General features: G+C 43.8%; 16 protein-coding genes and 1 riboswitch. Of the genes, 7 read left to right on the top strand and 9 right to left on the bottom strand.

Annotated elements, in window-relative coordinates; all coding sequences use genetic code 11:
- Positions 1 to 94: 94 nt before the first annotated feature.
- Both MN199_RS09850 and MN199_RS09845 read left to right on the top strand, forming a co-directional pair.
- The gene (locus MN199_RS09850; protein ID WP_335739305.1) at positions 95 to 1597 is read left to right on the top strand and encodes a S10 family peptidase; all 1503 of its coding nucleotides are present in this window, start codon (positions 95 to 97) and stop codon (positions 1595 to 1597) included.
- A gap of 186 nt (positions 1598 to 1783) precedes the next feature.
- The gene (locus tag MN199_RS09845; protein WP_335739304.1) at positions 1784 to 2347 is read left to right on the top strand and encodes a hypothetical protein; all 564 of its coding nucleotides are present in this window, start codon (positions 1784 to 1786) and stop codon (positions 2345 to 2347) included.
- 55 nt (positions 2348 to 2402) lie between these two features.
- Here the strand turns inward: MN199_RS09845 and MN199_RS09840 are convergent, their stop codons facing one another.
- The 4 genes from MN199_RS09840 to MN199_RS09825 all read right to left on the bottom strand — a co-directional run bounded on the left by MN199_RS09840 (position 2403) and on the right by MN199_RS09825 (position 8487).
- Entirely contained in the window at positions 2403 to 4721 is a 2319-nt protein-coding gene (locus MN199_RS09840; RefSeq protein WP_335739303.1) for a TonB-dependent hemoglobin/transferrin/lactoferrin family receptor, read from the bottom strand.
- Between the two features lie 21 nt (positions 4722 to 4742).
- Positions 4743 to 5357 (bottom strand): EF-hand domain-containing protein, encoded by a 615-nt coding sequence (locus MN199_RS09835; protein ID WP_335739302.1) that lies wholly within the window; start codon positions 5355 to 5357, stop codon positions 4743 to 4745.
- Between the two features lie 25 nt (positions 5358 to 5382).
- Positions 5383 to 6177: a DUF4198 domain-containing protein gene (locus MN199_RS09830; protein ID WP_335739301.1), complete on the bottom strand. Its 795-nt coding sequence runs from the start codon at positions 6175 to 6177 to the stop codon at positions 5383 to 5385.
- 189 nt (positions 6178 to 6366) lie between these two features.
- The gene (locus MN199_RS09825; protein ID WP_335739300.1) at positions 6367 to 8487 is read right to left on the bottom strand and encodes a S9 family peptidase; all 2121 of its coding nucleotides are present in this window, start codon (positions 8485 to 8487) and stop codon (positions 6367 to 6369) included.
- Between the two features lie 189 nt (positions 8488 to 8676).
- Here MN199_RS09825 and MN199_RS09820 point away from each other — a divergent pair, with 189 nt between their 5' ends.
- A complete protein-coding gene (locus tag MN199_RS09820; RefSeq protein WP_132585477.1) occupies positions 8677 to 8859 on the top strand; it encodes a helix-turn-helix domain-containing protein in 183 nt (60 codons plus the stop codon).
- Positions 8860 to 8868: 9 nt separating this feature from the next.
- On the opposite strand, the gene MN199_RS09815 is transcribed toward MN199_RS09820, so the two are convergent.
- The 4 genes from MN199_RS09815 to MN199_RS09800 are packed head-to-tail and all read right to left on the bottom strand — an operon-like array spanning position 8869 to position 12652.
- A complete protein-coding gene (locus MN199_RS09815) occupies positions 8869 to 9729 on the bottom strand; it encodes a phosphotransferase (protein ID WP_335739299.1) in 861 nt (286 codons plus the stop codon).
- A complete protein-coding gene (gene pnuC, locus MN199_RS09810; protein WP_132585483.1) occupies positions 9681 to 10310 on the bottom strand; it encodes a nicotinamide riboside transporter PnuC in 630 nt (209 codons plus the stop codon). The genes MN199_RS09815 and pnuC overlap by 49 nt, the downstream gene beginning before the upstream one ends.
- The gene (locus tag MN199_RS09805) at positions 10307 to 10555 is read right to left on the bottom strand and encodes a YkoF family thiamine/hydroxymethylpyrimidine-binding protein (RefSeq protein WP_132585486.1); all 249 of its coding nucleotides are present in this window, start codon (positions 10553 to 10555) and stop codon (positions 10307 to 10309) included. Before MN199_RS09805 ends, pnuC begins: the two co-directional genes overlap by 4 nt.
- A 12-nt stretch (positions 10556 to 10567) precedes the next feature.
- Positions 10568 to 12652 carry a TonB-dependent receptor gene (locus tag MN199_RS09800; RefSeq protein WP_335739298.1) on the bottom strand — a complete coding sequence of 695 codons (2085 nt, stop codon included), beginning with the start codon at positions 12650 to 12652 and terminating at the stop codon, positions 10568 to 10570.
- A 41-nt stretch (positions 12653 to 12693) separates the two neighbouring features.
- Positions 12694 to 12790: riboswitch (TPP riboswitch) on the bottom strand.
- A gap of 172 nt (positions 12791 to 12962) precedes the next feature.
- Between MN199_RS09800 and MN199_RS09795 the strand changes: the two genes are divergently transcribed.
- The gene (locus MN199_RS09795; RefSeq protein ID WP_335739297.1) at positions 12963 to 13793 is read left to right on the top strand and encodes a nidogen-like domain-containing protein; all 831 of its coding nucleotides are present in this window, start codon (positions 12963 to 12965) and stop codon (positions 13791 to 13793) included.
- Between the two features lie 146 nt (positions 13794 to 13939).
- Positions 13940 to 14833 carry a cation diffusion facilitator family transporter gene (locus MN199_RS09790; RefSeq protein WP_335739296.1) on the top strand — a complete coding sequence of 298 codons (894 nt, stop codon included), beginning with the start codon at positions 13940 to 13942 and terminating at the stop codon, positions 14831 to 14833.
- Positions 14834 to 14868: 35 nt separating this feature from the next.
- Here the strand turns inward: MN199_RS09790 and mgtE are convergent, their stop codons facing one another.
- Entirely contained in the window at positions 14869 to 16212 is a 1344-nt protein-coding gene (gene mgtE, locus MN199_RS09785; RefSeq protein WP_132585498.1) for a magnesium transporter, read from the bottom strand.
- A 159-nt stretch (positions 16213 to 16371) separates the two neighbouring features.
- Between mgtE and MN199_RS09780 the strand changes: the two genes are divergently transcribed.
- The gene (locus MN199_RS09780; protein ID WP_335739295.1) at positions 16372 to 17190 is read left to right on the top strand and encodes a DUF432 domain-containing protein; all 819 of its coding nucleotides are present in this window, start codon (positions 16372 to 16374) and stop codon (positions 17188 to 17190) included.
- Entirely contained in the window at positions 17183 to 17986 is an 804-nt protein-coding gene (locus MN199_RS09775; RefSeq protein WP_132585504.1) for a mechanosensitive ion channel family protein, read from the top strand. Before MN199_RS09780 ends, MN199_RS09775 begins: the two co-directional genes overlap by 8 nt.
- The last annotated feature ends 38 nt before the right edge of the window (positions 17987 to 18024 follow it).

The raw sequence follows: 18024 nt of genomic DNA, 5'->3' as shown, positions 1-18024 counted from the left end.
TCGTATATTGGTCTCAAGCACTTTGAATTATTTGTGTTTTTACGTTACACAGAGTAAGTGAAAATTATAATAACCAGTAATATCAGAGGAACTTATGCAACTATTCAAACCTTTTGCCCTAGTGCTACTGCTGTGCAGCAGTGCATTAATGGCAACAGAGCGCCAAATAGAAATAGACAGTAAAGTGGTTACCGAACATAAAACCGAAGTAAACGGTAAACGTTTTGGTTATAGCGCCACTACCGGCACACAACCGGTGTGGGATGAAGAAGGCAACCCGACAGCCACCTTGTTTTATACCTATTATCAGCGTAGCGATATTAAAGATCGCAGCACACGCCCACTACTAATTTCATTTAACGGTGGCCCAGGTTCAGCGTCAGTATGGATGCATATTGCTTATACTGGCCCTAAATCATTACTTATTGATGACGAAGGCTATCCAGTACAACCTTACGGCGTGCAAACCAATACACATTCGGTATTAGACGTTGCCGATATTGTATTTGTTAACCCGGTAAACACCGGCTACTCGCGCGTATTACCCAATAAAGAAGGCAAAATGCCGTCTAAAGATCAGCAGCAAAAAATGTTTTTTGGTGTAAACGCTGATATCAAATATTTAGCCGAATGGGTAAATACCTTTGTTACTCGTAATGAGCGTTGGCAGTCACCTAAGTTTTTAATTGGCGAAAGCTATGGCACTACGCGAGTATCGGGTTTAGCACTTGCATTACAAAACCAGCAGTGGATGTACTTAAATGGCGTAGTGCTAGTATCGCCAACTGAGCTTGGCATTAAGCGTGAAGGACCGGTTGATGCCGCTAATCGCCTGCCGTATTTTGCCGCCACAGCCTGGTATCACAAAAAACTGGGTACTGACTTACAGCAAAAAGATTTATACGACATTTTACCGGCAGTAGAGGACTTTACACTTAATCAATACTTACCTGCTTTAGCCAAAGGCAATGCGATAAGTGCCGAAGAAAAGCAGCGCGTAGCCCAGCAGGTAGCCGCATATTCAGGTTTATCGTTACAAGCTGTACTGCAAAATAACCTAGATATTGACCCGGGTTTCTTTTGGAAAGAACTACTTCGTGACCGTAGCCAAACTATTGGCCGTTTAGACTCGCGCTATTTAGGTATTGATAAAAGCGATGCTGGCGACCGTCCTGATTACAATGCCGAACTAACCTCATGGCTGCACTCATTTACCCCAGCGATGAATTACTACGTGCGTGCGGAGTTAAAATACAATACTGACATAAAATACAATATGTTTGGCCCTGTGCACCCGTGGGATAGAAGTGGTGATAACACCGGCGAAAACTTGCGCCAAGCTATGGCACAAAACCCCTATTTAAAAGTAATGACCCAATCAGGCTATTTCGACGGCGCCACTAACTACTTTGATGCTAAGTATAATATGTGGCAGTTAGACCCAAGCGGTAAAATGAAAGATCGCCTTAGCTTTAAAGGCTACCGTAGCGGTCATATGATGTATCTGCGTAAAGAAGACTTAAAAAAATCTAATGATGATTTACGTGAGTTTATTTTAGGCGCACTACCAGCCCCTGGCGTTGCCGCAAAATACTAAAGTCTATTTAGCATAAATACGTACTGACCTTTTTTGGCGGTCAGTACGTAAACCGCTATACTAGGTTAGCTTAGCGCTATTTTTGAGGTGGTGATTATTCGTTCGATATTAATTTTCTTACTATTTTCGGCCCACACACTTAGTGCTAATACTCTTGTAATTGGTGCGCCGCTTAACCCTACGCCAATGAGTCTGCAGCTCGAACAGCTACTTAAAACGGCCTACTTACAACTGGGTTATCGTACAGAGTTTATTGCTTTACCATCAGAGCGTAGATTGCGCTTACTGCAACATGGCGAGCTTGATGCAGACTTATTTCGTTCTTGTGAGCTGGACGAAGCACACTCAGAATTTATTGTCGTACCGGTAACTATAGGTGCATTACACTTGCGAGCTTATAGTCTCGATCCACAGCAGCTCATCAACTGGCAACAACGGCCTGAACTCACCATTAGCCATATTCACGGTTTTAAAATGGCGGAGCAACAACAGTTTTTAGGTAAACGAATAACGGTTAGTAGTGACCAACAAGCTTTTGGCTTAATGTTACAAGGCCGGGTTGACGTGCTATTAGAAGATAGCCACACGGCAAAAAAATTTTTATACCAGAAAAAAGATTTACCCAACATTGCCGAGCAAGACGTCGCCGATTTTGCCGTGTGCCATGTCCTGAGTAATAAACAACAATCGTTGTTAAATTCACTCACCACACAATTACAGTTAAGTATGGCCAAAACGCTAGCGCTATAAAAAACCCCAACTTTAACTATTGGGGTACGTAAAATGCACAACAGCGGGAGAAACGTTAAAAACTATAGTTAATGCTGAGCTTGGCGTAACGGCCTGGTTCACTATAACGCTCTAATCCTTCACCGTTTGGTAGTACACCCCCTCTTACACCGCTACCTACCCAATTAGTAACAAACCGAACGCGCTGCCACTGATAATACTCGGTGTCAAATACGTTATAAATTCCGGCTTTTAGCTGCCAATTTGTCGACAGTTCAAGTGCAGCCAGCAAATCTACCACGGTATAATTTGAGGTTAAAAAAGGCTTTGCTACCATGTTATTTGCTGCAGAATCGTGTGCGTCTTTGCTCTGTTTCGCTGCACTATGAGTTAGGTTAGCACCAAGATACCAACTTTCACCCTCGTAGCGCATACCCAATACCGCAGAAGCGGGGTTAGTACTGCGTAACGGGTCACCATTGGCTTTTTCGCCGTGATTATACGAGTAAGCGAAGCGTGAACTTACTGCTTGGCTAATACGCCAGGCCATTTCTACCTCTACGCCTTTTACCTCTGCTTCACCAATATTATCAACGGTATTATATTGGTTACCTTGTAAGTCGGTACAGTTGCCGGCGTTACAGGTTTGATAAATAATATCTGGGTTTTGAATTAGCGTTATGCTATCGATCATCTCGCTATATTTATCGGTAAATACAGATACGCCAAGCAGAATATTATCAGTTTGGTAACGATAACCCGCTTCAAGGTTTAAACTACGCTCTGCCTGTAAATCAGGGTTAGCAACACTGCTCCATAAGTTATCTACCACAGCACCGGTAGCTTTTTCGGTACGGCTAACTAGGGCTGTTGGCGAATACATTTCACCTATTGTTGGTGCACGAAACCCACGACCCGCCTGCAACCACAGTTGCTGGCTTGGCGTAACTTGATAACTAAGGTTGCTTTGCCAAACTACCGACGAAAAATCGACATCTTGTACGCTGTTACTCTTATCAACAAATTGCGCGTCAAACTCAGGGCTATATTTTAATGTGTCTAAGCGCACACCAGCGCTTAGTGTCCAGCCTGAATTAAACTGAATGGCATCACGTGCATACACACTAACTGCGGTAACTTGGGTTTTTGGCACCTGATCAGGATCAATTTCTGGCGGGCTGGCTAGATCGTCAGTCTGGCCTAAATAACGCCGGTCAACGGCAGAGTATTCAACCTTGCGCCGCTCCATTGATACGCCATAAAGCCATTGTTGTTGCGCGTTGTCATGCAGCAGATTTTTATCAAGTGCTAAAGCAAATTTTAACTGCTGCTGTTTAAAATCACGGTCTTCACTGCGCAAACAAGGCGTTACGCCACCATTTATTGGCCCGGCACAGCCCGTTGTTAACATCGTAGTCAGGCCATTGGTATAATTTGTTTGATAATCAACTGTCGTATTTATCGCATCAGCCCAAGGCGTAGCGGCTAGCCATTCGTATTGTATTCCAAGCCGTTTTCGCTCAATAACATCATCACCAGTTCGCTTCAAATAGGTTTTATCTAGCCGAGATTGATTATCTAACACACTGTGTTGATTGAAATATTCGCCGGTAAAACCTAAACGCTGCTTAGCTGTTAGCTGATACTGCAACTTTGCCAAAACATTATCAGTTTTATAATCTAACGGGTCGGCAATAGTGCGGCCTGCACCCGCAATATTAGCGCCCGAGCGCGCGGTTTTGCTTTCGCTGCCATCGCGGTGGGTATATACCAGTAACGACTCTAGCTTATCGTTACGATTAGCTAAGGTAGCGCCCAATTGTGTTTCATTATTTAAACCGCTAAAACCGGCGTTCAAAGCCAAATAGGTGTCATTACCTTCTGCGTCTAAGTAGTCTGCAGGGTCTTTAGTAACAAACAACACCGCGCCACCCAGCGCACCGCTGCCGGCGGCAATAGCATCAGCCCCTTTTATAATTTCGACCCGTTTTAACGCATCTATATCAATACCGCCTCTGGCAGACCGAAAAAATTCATAAGGCGCGCTATTAGGTGGGTCTAGGCTTTCACCTAATGATAAGCCATCAACCGTCATCGCCACTCGATCACCATCTAAGCCTCGAATATTAAAACCATTACTGCCAAAACGACCTAACTCTGTAGTGCTAACACCAGGTATAAAGCGCACCACATCGGCAATGTTTTGTGCTTGTTGCTGCTGCAACTGTTCAGCGCTAAGTTGCTGGCTTTGCTTGGTATTAGCTTTGGTTTCCACTTCAGTTGTGACTGCTACTTGAGCAGTAGCAAGCTCTACGGGCGATGTTGTGTTAGCAAAAGTGCTATGAGGCAAAGCGCAGCTAATAGCCAGCGCCAACACCTTGTATTGCGTTGTCATGTTAATCTCCGAGTACCGAGCTTAATTAGGTTGTACAGTAAGGGCTATTTGTTGATCTAAGCGCGTAGCAAACTCGCCAATATATTCGTCGTAACTCAGTACACCGTCGTTATTGCTATCTATTTTGGCAAACTGTAATGCTCGACCTTGTTCATATTCCGCATAACTAACCACGCCATCATTATTCGTGTCATACATCGCTAATAGGCCATTTTTCGAATGTGTAGTGGGCATAATAAGTAAGCGTTCAGGCCGCGGTTGTGCCGATTTATTTGCTTCAGCTCTTTGGATTTCCTGCTGTAATCGCGTTTGTTCACTGCGGGTGTCTTCACCACGAGGAGCAGGTTTTGGATCGGCAGCTGAAAGCACACCGTCTTGGTTGGTGTCCATACGTTTAAAAGCACGGTCGCCTGAACGTTTAAACTCTGCTTGGCTAATGTAGCCATCTTCATCGGTGTCTAATGCATTAAACCGCACATGCGTTTGCCGTAATTGGCTAGCGCGCTCGGCGGCCAGCTGTTTTTGCTGCTCAGGCTTTAACGCTTGGCGTGTGTTGACATCCGAACTACTGCACGCACTAAGATAAACGCCGCTTAAGGCTATAAATAGGCGGGTATAAAATTGTTGTTTATTCATGAGATAAATTCCTTTTAAGCTAAGTTTATTGCGTAACTTCTAGCACTACGCTGTAGCTATAACTGTATTGCGGCACCTTAGCCGAGGCAGGTGCATCAGTGCGGTAACGGCTTAGTAGCAAGTAGGTACCAGCCTGTTCTGGAGTAAAACTTAGAATGCCAGCAGCATCTGTAGTTAGCTGGTGTGTCACTTTTTCATCATTAGCGCCAGCGACAACTAAGTAAGTACTTACCGTCTGCTGGGCCAACGGCTTACCGTTAAATAGCAGTCGAGCTCGCACTTGGCTGTCGGTATAAAGATCGTTAGGGTGGCTAAGAAATTCGAGTTCTAATGCCTCACCACTAGGCGTTAACGCTCGGTGATCTGGCGCGCCTTTGCTAACATAGGTTTCAGCTCGGGTAACCGCCTGAAAATGCGCTAACGATTTGGCCCCTTTGGGTAAGACAAAATCAGCGTCACGGCTGCTTTTACGCTCGCCGTTGTACTCATAGGTATGGAATATCGCGCCATAACGCAAACCGGTGCTAAAGCGATAGGTTCCGTCGTCAGTTAGCTGATGCTCAGCCATAGTTCGCGTATGGCTGTACTGCATTAATGATGGCTTAACCTTAGCTCCTGTTGGTGTTAGTACAGAAAACTCACTGTCATTAAAAGCAAGTTCTGGAATAAAGAAACGCTCAGCAAAAGCCGCATCTAAACTTACCCAACCGCCGCGTATAGGTTCGAAACTAGCTGGTTGTATGTAGGGCACATGCGCCTGAGCCATAAACGCACCACTAACTAAGGCACTTGCCAAGATAATTCGATTAAATGAAAACACCACACTCTCCATAAATGATAATTATTATTATTTACTGCGGTGCGCACAATAGTGCAAATGAGAATAGATCTCAAGTAATAATGATTATCATTCGTAAAAATAAATTTAACCGAGGGTATTAGGTGTAAATAGGCGGCGATACAAACAAAAAAGCCGAGCAATGCTGCTCGGCTTTTTTGCTGTTGGGTTTTATTTTGTTTGGCCTAACAGATTAAGAATAAACGCGTATTCTTGAGCATTTTCTGCCAGCCTTGAGAAGCGTCCAGACTTACCGCCATGGCCTGCTTCCATATTGGTTTTAAACATTAATGGCTGATTATTGGTTTTATGGGTTCGCAGTTTTGCCACCCACTTTGCTGGCTCAAAGTATTGCACCTGCGAATCATGTAAACCGGTAGTCACTAACATCGCAGGGTAATTTTGCTTAGCTACCTGATCATAAGGCGAGTAAGACAACATGTAATCGTAATAGGCTTTTTGTTTTGGGTTACCCCACTCGTCAAACTCGTTGGTAGTTAGCGGAATACCTTCGTCTAACATAGTGGTAACCACATCAACAAAGGGTACATGCGCCACTAAACCACGATATTTTTCTGGTGCCATGTTAGCCACTGCGCCCATTAGCAAACCGCCAGCACTGCCGCCCATACCAAACACTTTGTCTTTCGCCGCATATTGGTTAGCAACTAAATAATCAGTTACTGCTATATAGTCAGTAAAGGTATTAATTTTATGCAGTAACTTACCATCTTCGTACCATTGCCGGCCCATTTCTTGGCCACCACGAATATGCGCGATAGCATAAACAAAGCCGCGATCTACCAGCGACAACGCAACTGAACGGAATGAAGGGTCAGACGAATTACCGTAAGAGCCGTACGCGTACTGATATAGCGGTGCACTGCCATCACGTTTAAAGTCTTTACGGTATAACAGTGAAATAGGCACTTTTACGCCATCAGTCGCTGTGGCCCAAACCCGTTCTGTTTTATAGTTGTTTTTATCAAAACCACCCAGTATTTCAGTTTGCTTTAACAACTGCTTTTCACCGGTCTTCATATTCAGTTGATAAGTGCTAGCAGGTGTAGTCAGTGACGTGTACACATAGCGCACATAGTCAGTATTAGGTTCAACGTTGGTTTCAAACGCCATAACATAAGCCGATTCGTCAGATGCGACATAGAAGGCCTTATCTGGTGCAGCCCACGGCATGACTTTTAACCGACGCAAGCCATCGCTGCGCTCGTTAATCGCTAAGTAATTATTAAATAACTCAAAGTCTTCAATAAATACCTTGTCGTCGTGCTTAACTAATGGCTGCCAGTTATTACGATCACCAATTTTGTCATCAGTTACACTCATTAAACGAAAATTAGGCGCGTCCCAATCGGTGCTTATTACCCAGCGGTCGTTAATATGGCTAGCCGAGTACTGAAAGTCGCGCTGCCGAGGTGCCAGCACTTTAAATTCACTATCAGGTTTACTGGCGTCTTGTACGCGCATTTCGGTCGATACCGTGCTGCCAAGATAAATAACGACATAGTTATTATCACCGGTATTACCTATACCCATGTAAAAACTATTATCTTTTTCCTCATAGACTTGACGAGCACTGGCAACATCGTTGCCTAGTGTATGCTGTAATACCTGGGTACTAAGTAAGGTAGCAGGGTCATTTTTAACCACATATAACGTTTTGCTATCTTTAGCCCAAGCAATGCTGCTAGATAAGCCAGTTAACTGATCGGGTAAATCTTTTCCGGTGCGTAAGTCACGTATTTTCAAGGTGTATTGACGTCTGCCATTAGTGTCGTCGACATAGGCCAGTAAATTTTGGTCAGGACTAACACGCATATTCGCCACCTGATAAAAATCTTTACCAGCGGCCAATACGTTTACATCTAGCATCACCTGCTCGGTGCCGTCTTTTAACGATTTACGCAGATATATTGGATACTCTTTGCCGGTATCAAAACGGGTGTAATAGCTATAATCGCCTTTATTGTAGGGCACTGAGCTATCGTCCTGTTTAATCCGGCCAATAATCTCATCGGTAAGCTTGTCAGTTAACGCTTGATAACCAGCACTATATTGTGCGAAATAGTCGTTTTCGCGCTGCAAATAATCTAATACTGTTGGTGAAGTGCGGCTGTCGTCACGTAGCCAATAATAAGGATCTGGTCGGTCACCATTGGCTGAGGTTACAGTGTAGGGTTGTTGTACGGCAATCGGCGCGGTGAGTTCTGCTGCGGTTAGCCAGAAGCTGCTTAAACTGCTTAAGCACAGCAGAGCAATAGTATGTTTACGCATTAGTTTTCTCTCAAAATAAGGCAGGCAGAAAAACTAACATAATCATTACAATAAACCAAATTTGCACAGCGTAAAAAGTGTAACTGAGTATATTTATACATAGATATTATACGCCGCTTTATTTAATCTATTCACAAATGGCTGGTTTTAAGCTATTACTTTAAACTTATTATAAACAGGGAAAATGACATGGCGTTAATGACGGTTGAGCAGGTAGCAGAATTTTTAGGTGTACAAGCAATAAGAGTTGAACGTTTAGCAAGGGAAAACTTGCTTGTACCCGCAGAGAAAGATACCGCAGGTAAACCATTATTCAATGCCGATGACGTAAAGCGATATAAAACACTAGCAGAGCGCTTAGGCGGATTATAACGCTAGCAATTATTCTACGTGTTGCAAGCGCTGCTGCCAGCGCTTGGCCTGCGCTTCATAACCGGGAACCGCTAAGTACCATAACCAGCAAAAGCCGCAGTAAAGTTGTTTTGCTAAAAATAACTTGCTACGCAGTGGCTCTAACAATTCAGCTAAACCGCGATAGCCCACATATTCCGCTAACATTAACTGTTCTTGCTGCTCGGTCAAATTAAAATGTAAACTTACCGCCGCTAGATCAAGACTACTATCAGCTAATTGGCTGTATTCAAAATCAAGTAGCCAGAGCTTGTCTGCTGCGAACAACAAATTACCCGCATGTAAATCTAAATGACATAACACAATGTCAGTCGATAATAACTGTAGCTTTGTCGCAGCTCGCTGTAATGCTGCCAATAACAACGGCTCTATAACGAATGTGGTTGGCACGGCCTTAATTAGCTGCTGTAAATATCTGGGGTATTCAAGTTGCGGTGTTTGTACCGACAATTGATGAAAGGCAGCAAGTGCAGTTAATAGTAAGGTTGAACCGTGCTGGGTATAATCAAAAGCCACACCGTTTGGAATATACTCGCTTAACATAACTTGATAATGATTATTTAAACAAAGCGGTGCAGGTGCTAACCCCTTTGCCGCAGCTGCGTGCTGACAGCGTAGTTCTTGATGTCGACAGATATCAGAGCCGACCGGATAACTACGCAGCACATATTCACCGAGCGCAGTGCTTACATAAAAACTTTGGTTACTTTCGCCCTGAGATAAAGCACGGACTTTTAACGGCGGTTGGCTAACAAAAAATTCTAGCCGCTGACATAAGCGCGTTACATGCTCAATTTCATGGTCGGCTGCTGTTGATAATGACTGCGCCATATAAAGTACCCTGCAATTGCAATAACCGTATACAGCATAAACAAGCCAGTAAGAAAATACAGGTGTTTTTGTGCATAAATATAAATTGATACCGCGTCTATCACCACCCAATATAACCAATTGGATACCAGCTTACGAGCAACCAATAAAGTTGCCATCACACTAAAAGCAGTGGTTTGCGCATCAATATAAGCAAAGTCGGCCTGGGTATAGTTGTGCATTACCACGCCTAGCACCCAGCCTGCTATTGCCGTAATAACAATTAAGCCCAAATGCCGTTGCCAATGCCATTCATACACCGGCCCGCGAGTATCCGGCGCTGCTTGGCGTAACTGTTGCCAACGCCACCAGCCATAAAGTGCCATACCGGCATAATACAACTGCAAAATGGCATCCGACAACAATGCCGACTGCCACATAACATGAGTAAATAGCACAGTGCTTAGTAACGCCGCTGGCCAACACCATAAACTTTGTTTTAGCGCCAGTATCACGTAGGCTAACGCCAATAGCGTTGCTATCAGCTCAATGCTGTGCATAAGTTGCCATTGCTCGATAGCCTGCGAGATAAGCTGGTTCATGGCCGTAAGTCACCGTGTAAAAATTTACAAACAAAAATCACTTTACCGTACTTTTCATATGACCATTTAATACATGCCTGTAAGGCATGCATAACGTCATCATATTCGCCAAATAACTGCGTGCTTAACGTGTTGGTTAACACTAAAATTGACGGATACTGATTTAACTGATCAATAAAATCTTTAATTGGAGTGAGATAATCATCCGCTAATGGATAGCTACTTATTTCTACAGTTAATTTCATGTTTATCTCCAATTAAAATTGATAGCTAGCGCTAACGCCAATGCGGCGGGGTTCAGCAAATTGCTCGTAAGTATGCGCCTCGTAGCCATCGCGGGGGTCATTGCCAAAGTAAAAACCACGTACACCAATGTCTTTATCTAGCGCGTTGCGGCTCCACAGGGCTAAATTCCATTGCTCTAACTGATAACTTAAGCGCAGATTAACTAACTCGTAACGTGACGAGCGCGCGCTATGGCCGTCAGAATAAAAGAACTCATCTTTGCCTTGCAGGCTAATATTGAAGGTTAGTGGCTCAGTGATATACCAATCAGCAGCAACGCTGTATTGAAACCGTGGTGCTTGCGCTTGCTCGCGCCCGGTAAAATCGTCGCCAGCAATGGTCGTGTAATTACCTAGCTTAGTTTTAAGCCAGCTTGCACTAATAAACACAGCTAAGTGTGAATTTACCTGGATACGGTTTTCCATTTCAATACCGTAGTTACGGCCACTACCGGCGTTATCAATAAAACCGGAAAACTCTGGGCCGCTATTCGGGTTTAGCCAGCCTTTAACTTGCATATCATCACGCCACATATAAAACGCAGCTACACGCGCAACCACGCTTTGATCTAAAGCACTGCCTTTTACACCAAACTCGGCGTTGTATAGCGTTTCAGGGGCAAAACTGGCTTTGGTTTGTAGTGCAGCTAAATCGTTATCTTTCGCTTTAGACAAGGCTTCGCCGTTAACACCACCAACCTTATAACCGCGCGATGCTAATAAATAAATTAAGGCTTGTTGATTAACTTGATAGTTTAAACTGAGTTTTGCGCCCCACATAGTATCGTGGTTCTGGATCTGATTACCGCTGGTATCGGCATAGTCATCATCATAACGTTCAGCGCGTAAACCTGTAATTACACTCCAGCCTGGGTTTAACGGTGTAGTTAATTCAGCATAGGCAGCTAAATTCCGCCGTATTAGTTCGTTATCAAACTGACGATTTTTGTGAAAAACAATACGCGTTAAATCAAACTGTTTATTAGCTGCGTAAATACCAAACACCCAATCGCTATTACCAAGCTTACCTTCGGGTGTAGATACCAGACGATAATCAACGCTTAGCTGCTCACGATCACGTAAATAGCGATCAGTTGATATATATTCATCTGGATGAATACCCGCATAAGCCCAGTCTTCGTCAAAACCATAATCGCTATTTGCATCTAACCAACTAATTTGACCAAACGCGGTAAAATATTCAGCACCGGTATATTCAGCTTGCAGCGCTAAGGCTTTACTACGAATTATATCTTGGCCAGGTTCATCTGATAGCGTAGTGCGATTATTGTCTAACGAGAACGCATCGAAGCCATTATCTTGATCAACTAAATGCGTAACTAATTGCAGCATTAAATGCTGATTAACCTGATAGCGTAATTTAAAGCGTGCCGTAAATTCGTCAATATTGTTGGTGTCATTACGGTTTAAGTAGCCATTTTCAATAAAGCCGTCTGAGGTTTGCTGTTCTAACGCTAGGCTAAAACCTAGGCTGTCGTTGATGGCATTACTAAACAAGCCGGCTAATTGGTAACTATCATAGTTCGCCAACGTAGCACTAAACTTACCTTCAGGCGCTATGGATGGCCCTTTGGTTGTTAAATTTAGCATACCGGCCAACGCATTAGCACCAAAACGGGTTGCTTCAGGGCCACGAAAAACCTCTATTTGCGCAATATCATGTATTGCGCTAATGCCCATACCTGAGTAATCAATGCCATCAATTAACACCCCAACTGACGGGTTAATAGTATCGGAGTATTCGCTACGCTCACCCACGCCACGTACTTGCAAATAACGACCGCGAGACGCGCCGGACGTATAGTTAACATTGGCAAACTGGTGTAGTAAATCATCAAGGTGCTGTGCTGAAGTTCGTTTAACGTCATCGTCAGTAAGCACGGCAATACTACCCGAAAGTTGCTGAACGGAATGACGACGAAAGTCACCTTGCACTTCAATGCGTTCTAGCGACGCAGCATCAAGGTTGATTTGCTCCGCAGTAGCTACTACAGGAATAGCCATTGTCAGCGTGATTAAACTAGGTATAAAACGCATTTTTGTATGAGTCTCCAAAACAACATAGAGATCACACCAGCATGAGGAGTTAGCACCATCCCTCCGCCGGTATAATCCGGATCAGGTTCATAGGGTTCGCCTTTCGGCATCTCAGCAATTGCACCCCTTGGTTGCGCGGCAAGTGTAGAGCTTTTCTAGATTAACTGCAATCGTAGGAAAAACTGACAGCTAATTTTACATATCTTGTTGTTAACAATTAATATCCAACTGAAAAACATAGAGTAATTTATTGGCATACTTCATGCTTTAGTAAAATAACAATTAAAATGGTTAAGTGTTGGAGATTAAAATGTTAAAAAAATTACTTTCAACTGGAATTCTCGCCTTGTCATTAAGCGCCCCAGCATTTGCTGGCGCCATTATTACTGGTTTTAACGATAATACATTACCGGGTAACGATGACGGCTCTACTGGGCTAGTGTCTATTGGTTTTAACGTAAACTTTTTCGGTTTAGTATTCAGTGATTTGTATGTAAACAACAACGGTAACGTGACGTTTGATAGCCCAATCTCTGCTTACACCCCTTTTGACTTAACCTCAACTGGACAGCAAATTATTGCGCCTTTTTTCGCAGACGTAGATACTCGCAATGCTGGTGAGCTAGTCACTTACGGCCAAGGCCAGCTTAACGGCTTTAACGCTTTTGCCGTAAACTGGCTTGATGTTGATTACTATTTCAGCGATTCAACGCATACTAACTTTAATAGCTTTCAGTTAATTTTAGTCGACAGAAGTGATATTGCTGCAGGTGATTTTGACATCATTTTTAACTACGACAATATTATGTGGGAAGCCGGAACTGCCAGTGATTCAGATGAAAACGGTTTAGGTGGCTCATCTGCTCGTGCTGGCTTTTCCAACGGCACAAATAATCCAGGTACGTTTTATGAATTAGCGGGCTCTGCGGTCAACGGTGCCTTCTTAAACTCAGGTATAAATTCATTAATTAATAATCGTTACAATAGCGATATCGATGGTCGTTACGTTTTTACTGCGCGTAACGGTAACATTGTTGTTGACCCTACACCTAATCCAGTGCCAGAGTCTGGTTCTGTGATTTTGTTAGCCTCAGGTTTAATGCTTCTTGGCGGCAGAAAGTTACTTAAAAAAAGCGTATAGCAATACCCAAGCGCTGCTGATGGTGCCTTAACGCCTCAGCAGCGTTTTATTACCTTGTGTTTTTACCGCTTTTACTTCAACGCATGACATTGCGAAATAGCTACTCTACACTGCAACAATATACTGACTATTTGCGACTCATCTCTATGCTAAACCTGCGCCCTCGCCAACTATTATTACTGTCTTTATTAGCTGCCTTTGTCACCATGGCGCTAAAAACCTTAGCTTGGTACATTACCGGTTCAGTTGGCTTTTTATCTGATGCTATTGAATCAGTGGTTAATGTCGCCGGCGCTGGTTTTGCGCTCTTTATGGTTACACTAGCAAGACGCCCCGCTGATGACAGCCACCCTTATGGTCACAGTAAAGCGGAATACTTATCAGCAGCTTTTGAAGGCGGCATGATACTGCTTGCTGCATTTGCTATTTGTATTACTGCCATTGAGCGCTTAATAAACCCGCAACCTATTTCTACTCTGGGCATAGGTACCGCATTTACGGTATTGGCGAGTTTAATTAACTTGGCTATCGCGCTGTTATTGTTGCGTGGTGGCAAACAGCATAATTCACCCGCGTTAGAGGGCGACGGTAAACATTTAATGACCGACGTATGGACTACGGTAGGTGTGATTATTGGTGTAGCGCTAGCCGCAGTAAGCGGTTATAGCTGGCTTGACCCTTTAGTGGCTATTGCCGTGGCGCTGCATATTGTGTACGAAGGGTATGGCATTTTGTTTCGTGCGGCAAATGGCCTAATGGATAAGGCTCTGCCTGATGAAGACATTGCTAAAATTGAACAGACGCTAGCAGCGATCGGCGGCCCGGAAGTTAGTTTTATTCATCTGCGCACTCGAGCTGCAGCCACACTACAATTTGCCCAAACCGATATGCAGGTTCCAGCACACTGGACGGTAGAAAAAGCCCATAAGTTAGCAGACGAAGCTGAAATTGCGTTGCTACAGCTTGGTATTGAGTTAGTTGTCCACGTTGAACCCAAAGAACTTGCTAACGGCGTCACTGCGTATAAAGTACCAACATAGCGGCGATTATTTTAGCCGCTATGTTGGTACTATAATTACAACCCCAGATACCAAGTAGCAATAGAGAAGTACAGCACTACCCCAGCTACGTCGGCGATAGAGGTAATAAGTGGCCCACTTGCTGTTGCTGGGTCAAGGTTAAACCGGCTTAGTAAAAATGGCAGTGATAAACCAATTAAACTACCTACCATCACGACAAACATCATGGTTATCGCCACCACTATCGCAATATCATAACCACCGCGCCACCAGCCTAAGCCAACAACGGCTGCGGCCATAGTAAAACCCAGCAAGCCTGCAACTAAACATTCTTTGCCCAGCAGTGCACCCCAGTCACGCATTTTAATATCGCCGGTAGCTAATGCCCGTACCATTAACGTGCCCGATTGTGCCCCCGCATTACCGCTACTACCAATTAGCAGTGGCAAGAAAAATAACAATGCTAAATGAGCAGAAATTGTGCCTTCAAAATAAGCGATACCCGCACCAGAGAAAATATTACCAAATACCAATATTACTAACCACAGCACGCGCTTACGATACAACAGCATAATGCTGGCATCTTTTACACTGCTTTCTAGCTTGCCGATGGTCGCATTTTTGTGAAAGTCTTCTGTAGCCTCTTCTTCGGCAACGTCCATCGCGTCATCGTAGGTAACAATACCCACCATTTGCTCTTGGTTATTAATAATGGGCAGTGCTAATAAGTCGTACTTCGCAATAAGCGCCGCAACCTCTTCTTGCGGCATATCGACGCTGGCGCAAATAGGATCTTGGTTCATCAATTCGATAATTGGCATCGATACTGGCGCAAGAATAAGATCGCGCAACGACACAACACCTATAAGCTTACGATGATGATCTACTACATAAGCAAAATAGATGGTTTCTTTGTCCGGTGCTTCACGACGTAACGATTCAAGCGATTGCGCAACCGTTAAGTCCGTCGCTAAAATAGCGTAGTCCGATGTCATAATCGAACCGGCCGTACCTTGCTCATGAGCGGTTAAACGCAATAAGTCTTCACGCTCAGCTTGCGCCAAGGCTGGCAGTAACGTTTCACGTTGCTCGTCACTTAACCGGTGAAACAGCGCCGCCCGTTCATCCGGCGGCATTTGCCGAATAATCGGCGCTAATTTACGCCTACTGATACGAATAGATAAATTAACCTGCTCTTCTGGTGGCAGGTAGCCAAACACCTTGGCCTGTTCAGCACGGGGAAATACCGTTAATAGCGTCCATAAATCGCTGGTCTCAAACTCAACCAAAGCAGACGCTAAATCAGCTGGATGCACATCAATAAGCTGCTCTCTAAGCAGAGGTACGGTGTCTGATTCCAGCGCACTGCGCAGCGTGGTGATTAATGCTGGTAGTTCCATAGCAGTGTCACCTCCGCGTTAATAAATTAACGTATTGCTAAATAAGAAAAATTCACGCTATTTTATAATAGCATAGCAGTGAATCACAACTGAATATCGCATTGGGCGTTAGCTCAGGTTCTTGCTAATATGGCGAAAAGCTTAGTTATAGGTAGATAAATGTTAAGCACAACAACTAATCATCACGCTTGGTGGCAACCACAAGAGCTGGCTATAAACGCTTGTTGGCACTATCGGCTAGGGCCACTGCATGTTTATGTACAACGCCAAGCCCAGCAATGGTTGTTGGCGTATGAATATAACACAGAAGAAAAAGCAGACCCGCTGTTTAACAACGCGGTAAACATGATCCCAGTGCACCTAACTTGCCAGCGCTATTTATTCAAACAAAGCCCAGCAATTTACCAGTTATTGCCCCAACTGCTAGATCGCCCTATCGTAGTAAAAACATTTCAACCCGTTAGCTTACCGCCCAATGAGCAAACTACATTTTACATTAGTTCGCCGGTATCAGTAAGGCTAACGTTAAAACAGCCAGACATTGTACTGCAAGACATTATCGTACAACGCTTGTCCGACACTTGGTTTGGCCCATCTACCCAAGTGGGTGAGCTTTGCTATGCTGATAAAACCAATGCTCGCCATACCAAAGCGGAGTTACCTCAGCGCTCATATCGCGCCATTACTCCGGTAACTATTCATAATAATTCCAGCAAAATGCTCAGTATCGACAAAATTAGTGTGCCCGTACCCTATTTGTCTTTATTTGCGCTGCCAGATGGCAACCTGTGGACCAACCCAATAACACTTAAACATGAAGAATTAGAGCCACTAACGCATTTTCGCACCGGCAAGCTATCAGCTAGCGATGCAGCTGGTGCAACCTTGCTATCAGAGCCAATGCTAAAATCAGAGAAGCACAACTTATTTCGTGCTTTTGCCGATATATTAACCACTAGACGAGGTGAACATGACTGAACAACTAATACAGTGGTTACAATCCGAACAAATTGGCAGCATGATTAAAGCCGGTGTATTACTACTTGCTGGTTTTCTTGTTGCCGGTATCGCGTCGCGCGCAGTCAGTCGGTTTTTTAGCAAAAACTTTTCGCAGCACCATATAGTGCTATTTAAACGGCTGGTTTATTGGCTAGTTCTAGCATTATTTTTTGCCTCAGCATTACAACAACTGGGGTTTTCACTTAGCGTTTTATTAGGCGCTGCTGGCGTATTATCGGTTGCTATTGGTTTTGCCTCACAAACTTCAGCGTCTAATCTAATTAGTGGTTTATTTCTTATTGGCGAACAATCCTTTCGCCTAGGCGACACGATAAAAATAGGTAACACCACCGGCGAAGTGTTGTCGATAGATTTACTGTCAGTTAAGTTGCGTACTTTTGATAACTTATTTGTGCGCATACCCAATGAAACGCTAATAAAAAGTGAGGTCACCAACCTGACACGCTTTCCAATACGTCGTTTTGATTTACAAATGGGCGTTGCATATAAGGAGCAAATTTCGTTAGTACGGCGTATTTTAACTGAAGTGGCTGATAAAAATCCGTTATGCCTTGATGAACCCAAACCTATATTTTTGTTTGTTGGCTTTGGCGACTCGGCGCTTAATATTCAATTTTCAGTATGGGCTAAACGAGAAAACTTTCGTGATTTACGTAATAGCTTGCAGGAAGAAATAAAAATTGCGTTTGATAATGCAGGTATTGATATACCCTTTCCGCAGCGTACGGTATACCTTCACCAACAAAAAAATTAATATCTCCCTGAAGTTAAACGTTAATGTTACCTTAAGGC

It is taken from the genome of Rheinheimera metallidurans, assembly GCF_036983985.1.
GTDB classification, from domain to species: domain Bacteria; phylum Pseudomonadota; class Gammaproteobacteria; order Enterobacterales; family Alteromonadaceae; genus Alishewanella; species Alishewanella metallidurans.
This window is presented reverse-complemented; position numbering and strand designations above follow the sequence as displayed.

What these genes read in the sequence shown, in the direction of transcription:
- MN199_RS09850 (WP_335739305.1), top strand. Translation starts at nt 95, where the DNA reads ATGCAACTATTCAAACCTTTTGCCCTAGTGCTACTGCTGTGCAGCAGT.
- MN199_RS09845 (WP_335739304.1), top strand. Translation starts at nt 1,784, where the DNA reads ATGAGTCTGCAGCTCGAACAGCTACTTAAAACGGCCTACTTACAACTG.
- MN199_RS09840 (WP_335739303.1), bottom strand. Translation starts at nt 4,721, where the DNA reads ATGACAACGCAATACAAGGTGTTGGCGCTGGCTATTAGCTGCGCTTTG.
- MN199_RS09835 (WP_335739302.1), bottom strand. Translation starts at nt 5,357, where the DNA reads ATGAATAAACAACAATTTTATACCCGCCTATTTATAGCCTTAAGCGGC.
- MN199_RS09825 (WP_335739300.1), bottom strand. Translation starts at nt 8,487, where the DNA reads ATGCGTAAACATACTATTGCTCTGCTGTGCTTAAGCAGTTTAAGCAGC.
- MN199_RS09820 (WP_132585477.1), top strand. Translation starts at nt 8,677, where the DNA reads ATGGCGTTAATGACGGTTGAGCAGGTAGCAGAATTTTTAGGTGTACAA.
- MN199_RS09815 (WP_335739299.1), bottom strand. Translation starts at nt 9,729, where the DNA reads ATGGCGCAGTCATTATCAACAGCAGCCGACCATGAAATTGAGCATGTA.
- pnuC (WP_132585483.1), bottom strand. Translation starts at nt 10,310, where the DNA reads ATGAACCAGCTTATCTCGCAGGCTATCGAGCAATGGCAACTTATGCAC.
- MN199_RS09805 (WP_132585486.1), bottom strand. Translation starts at nt 10,555, where the DNA reads ATGAAATTAACTGTAGAAATAAGTAGCTATCCATTAGCGGATGATTAT.
- MN199_RS09800 (WP_335739298.1), bottom strand. Translation starts at nt 12,652, where the DNA reads ATGCGTTTTATACCTAGTTTAATCACGCTGACAATGGCTATTCCTGTA.
- MN199_RS09795 (WP_335739297.1), top strand. Translation starts at nt 12,963, where the DNA reads ATGTTAAAAAAATTACTTTCAACTGGAATTCTCGCCTTGTCATTAAGC.
- MN199_RS09790 (WP_335739296.1), top strand. Translation starts at nt 13,940, where the DNA reads ATGCTAAACCTGCGCCCTCGCCAACTATTATTACTGTCTTTATTAGCT.
- mgtE (WP_132585498.1), bottom strand. Translation starts at nt 16,212, where the DNA reads ATGGAACTACCAGCATTAATCACCACGCTGCGCAGTGCGCTGGAATCA.
- MN199_RS09780 (WP_335739295.1), top strand. Translation starts at nt 16,372, where the DNA reads ATGTTAAGCACAACAACTAATCATCACGCTTGGTGGCAACCACAAGAG.
- MN199_RS09775 (WP_132585504.1), top strand. Translation starts at nt 17,183, where the DNA reads ATGACTGAACAACTAATACAGTGGTTACAATCCGAACAAATTGGCAGC.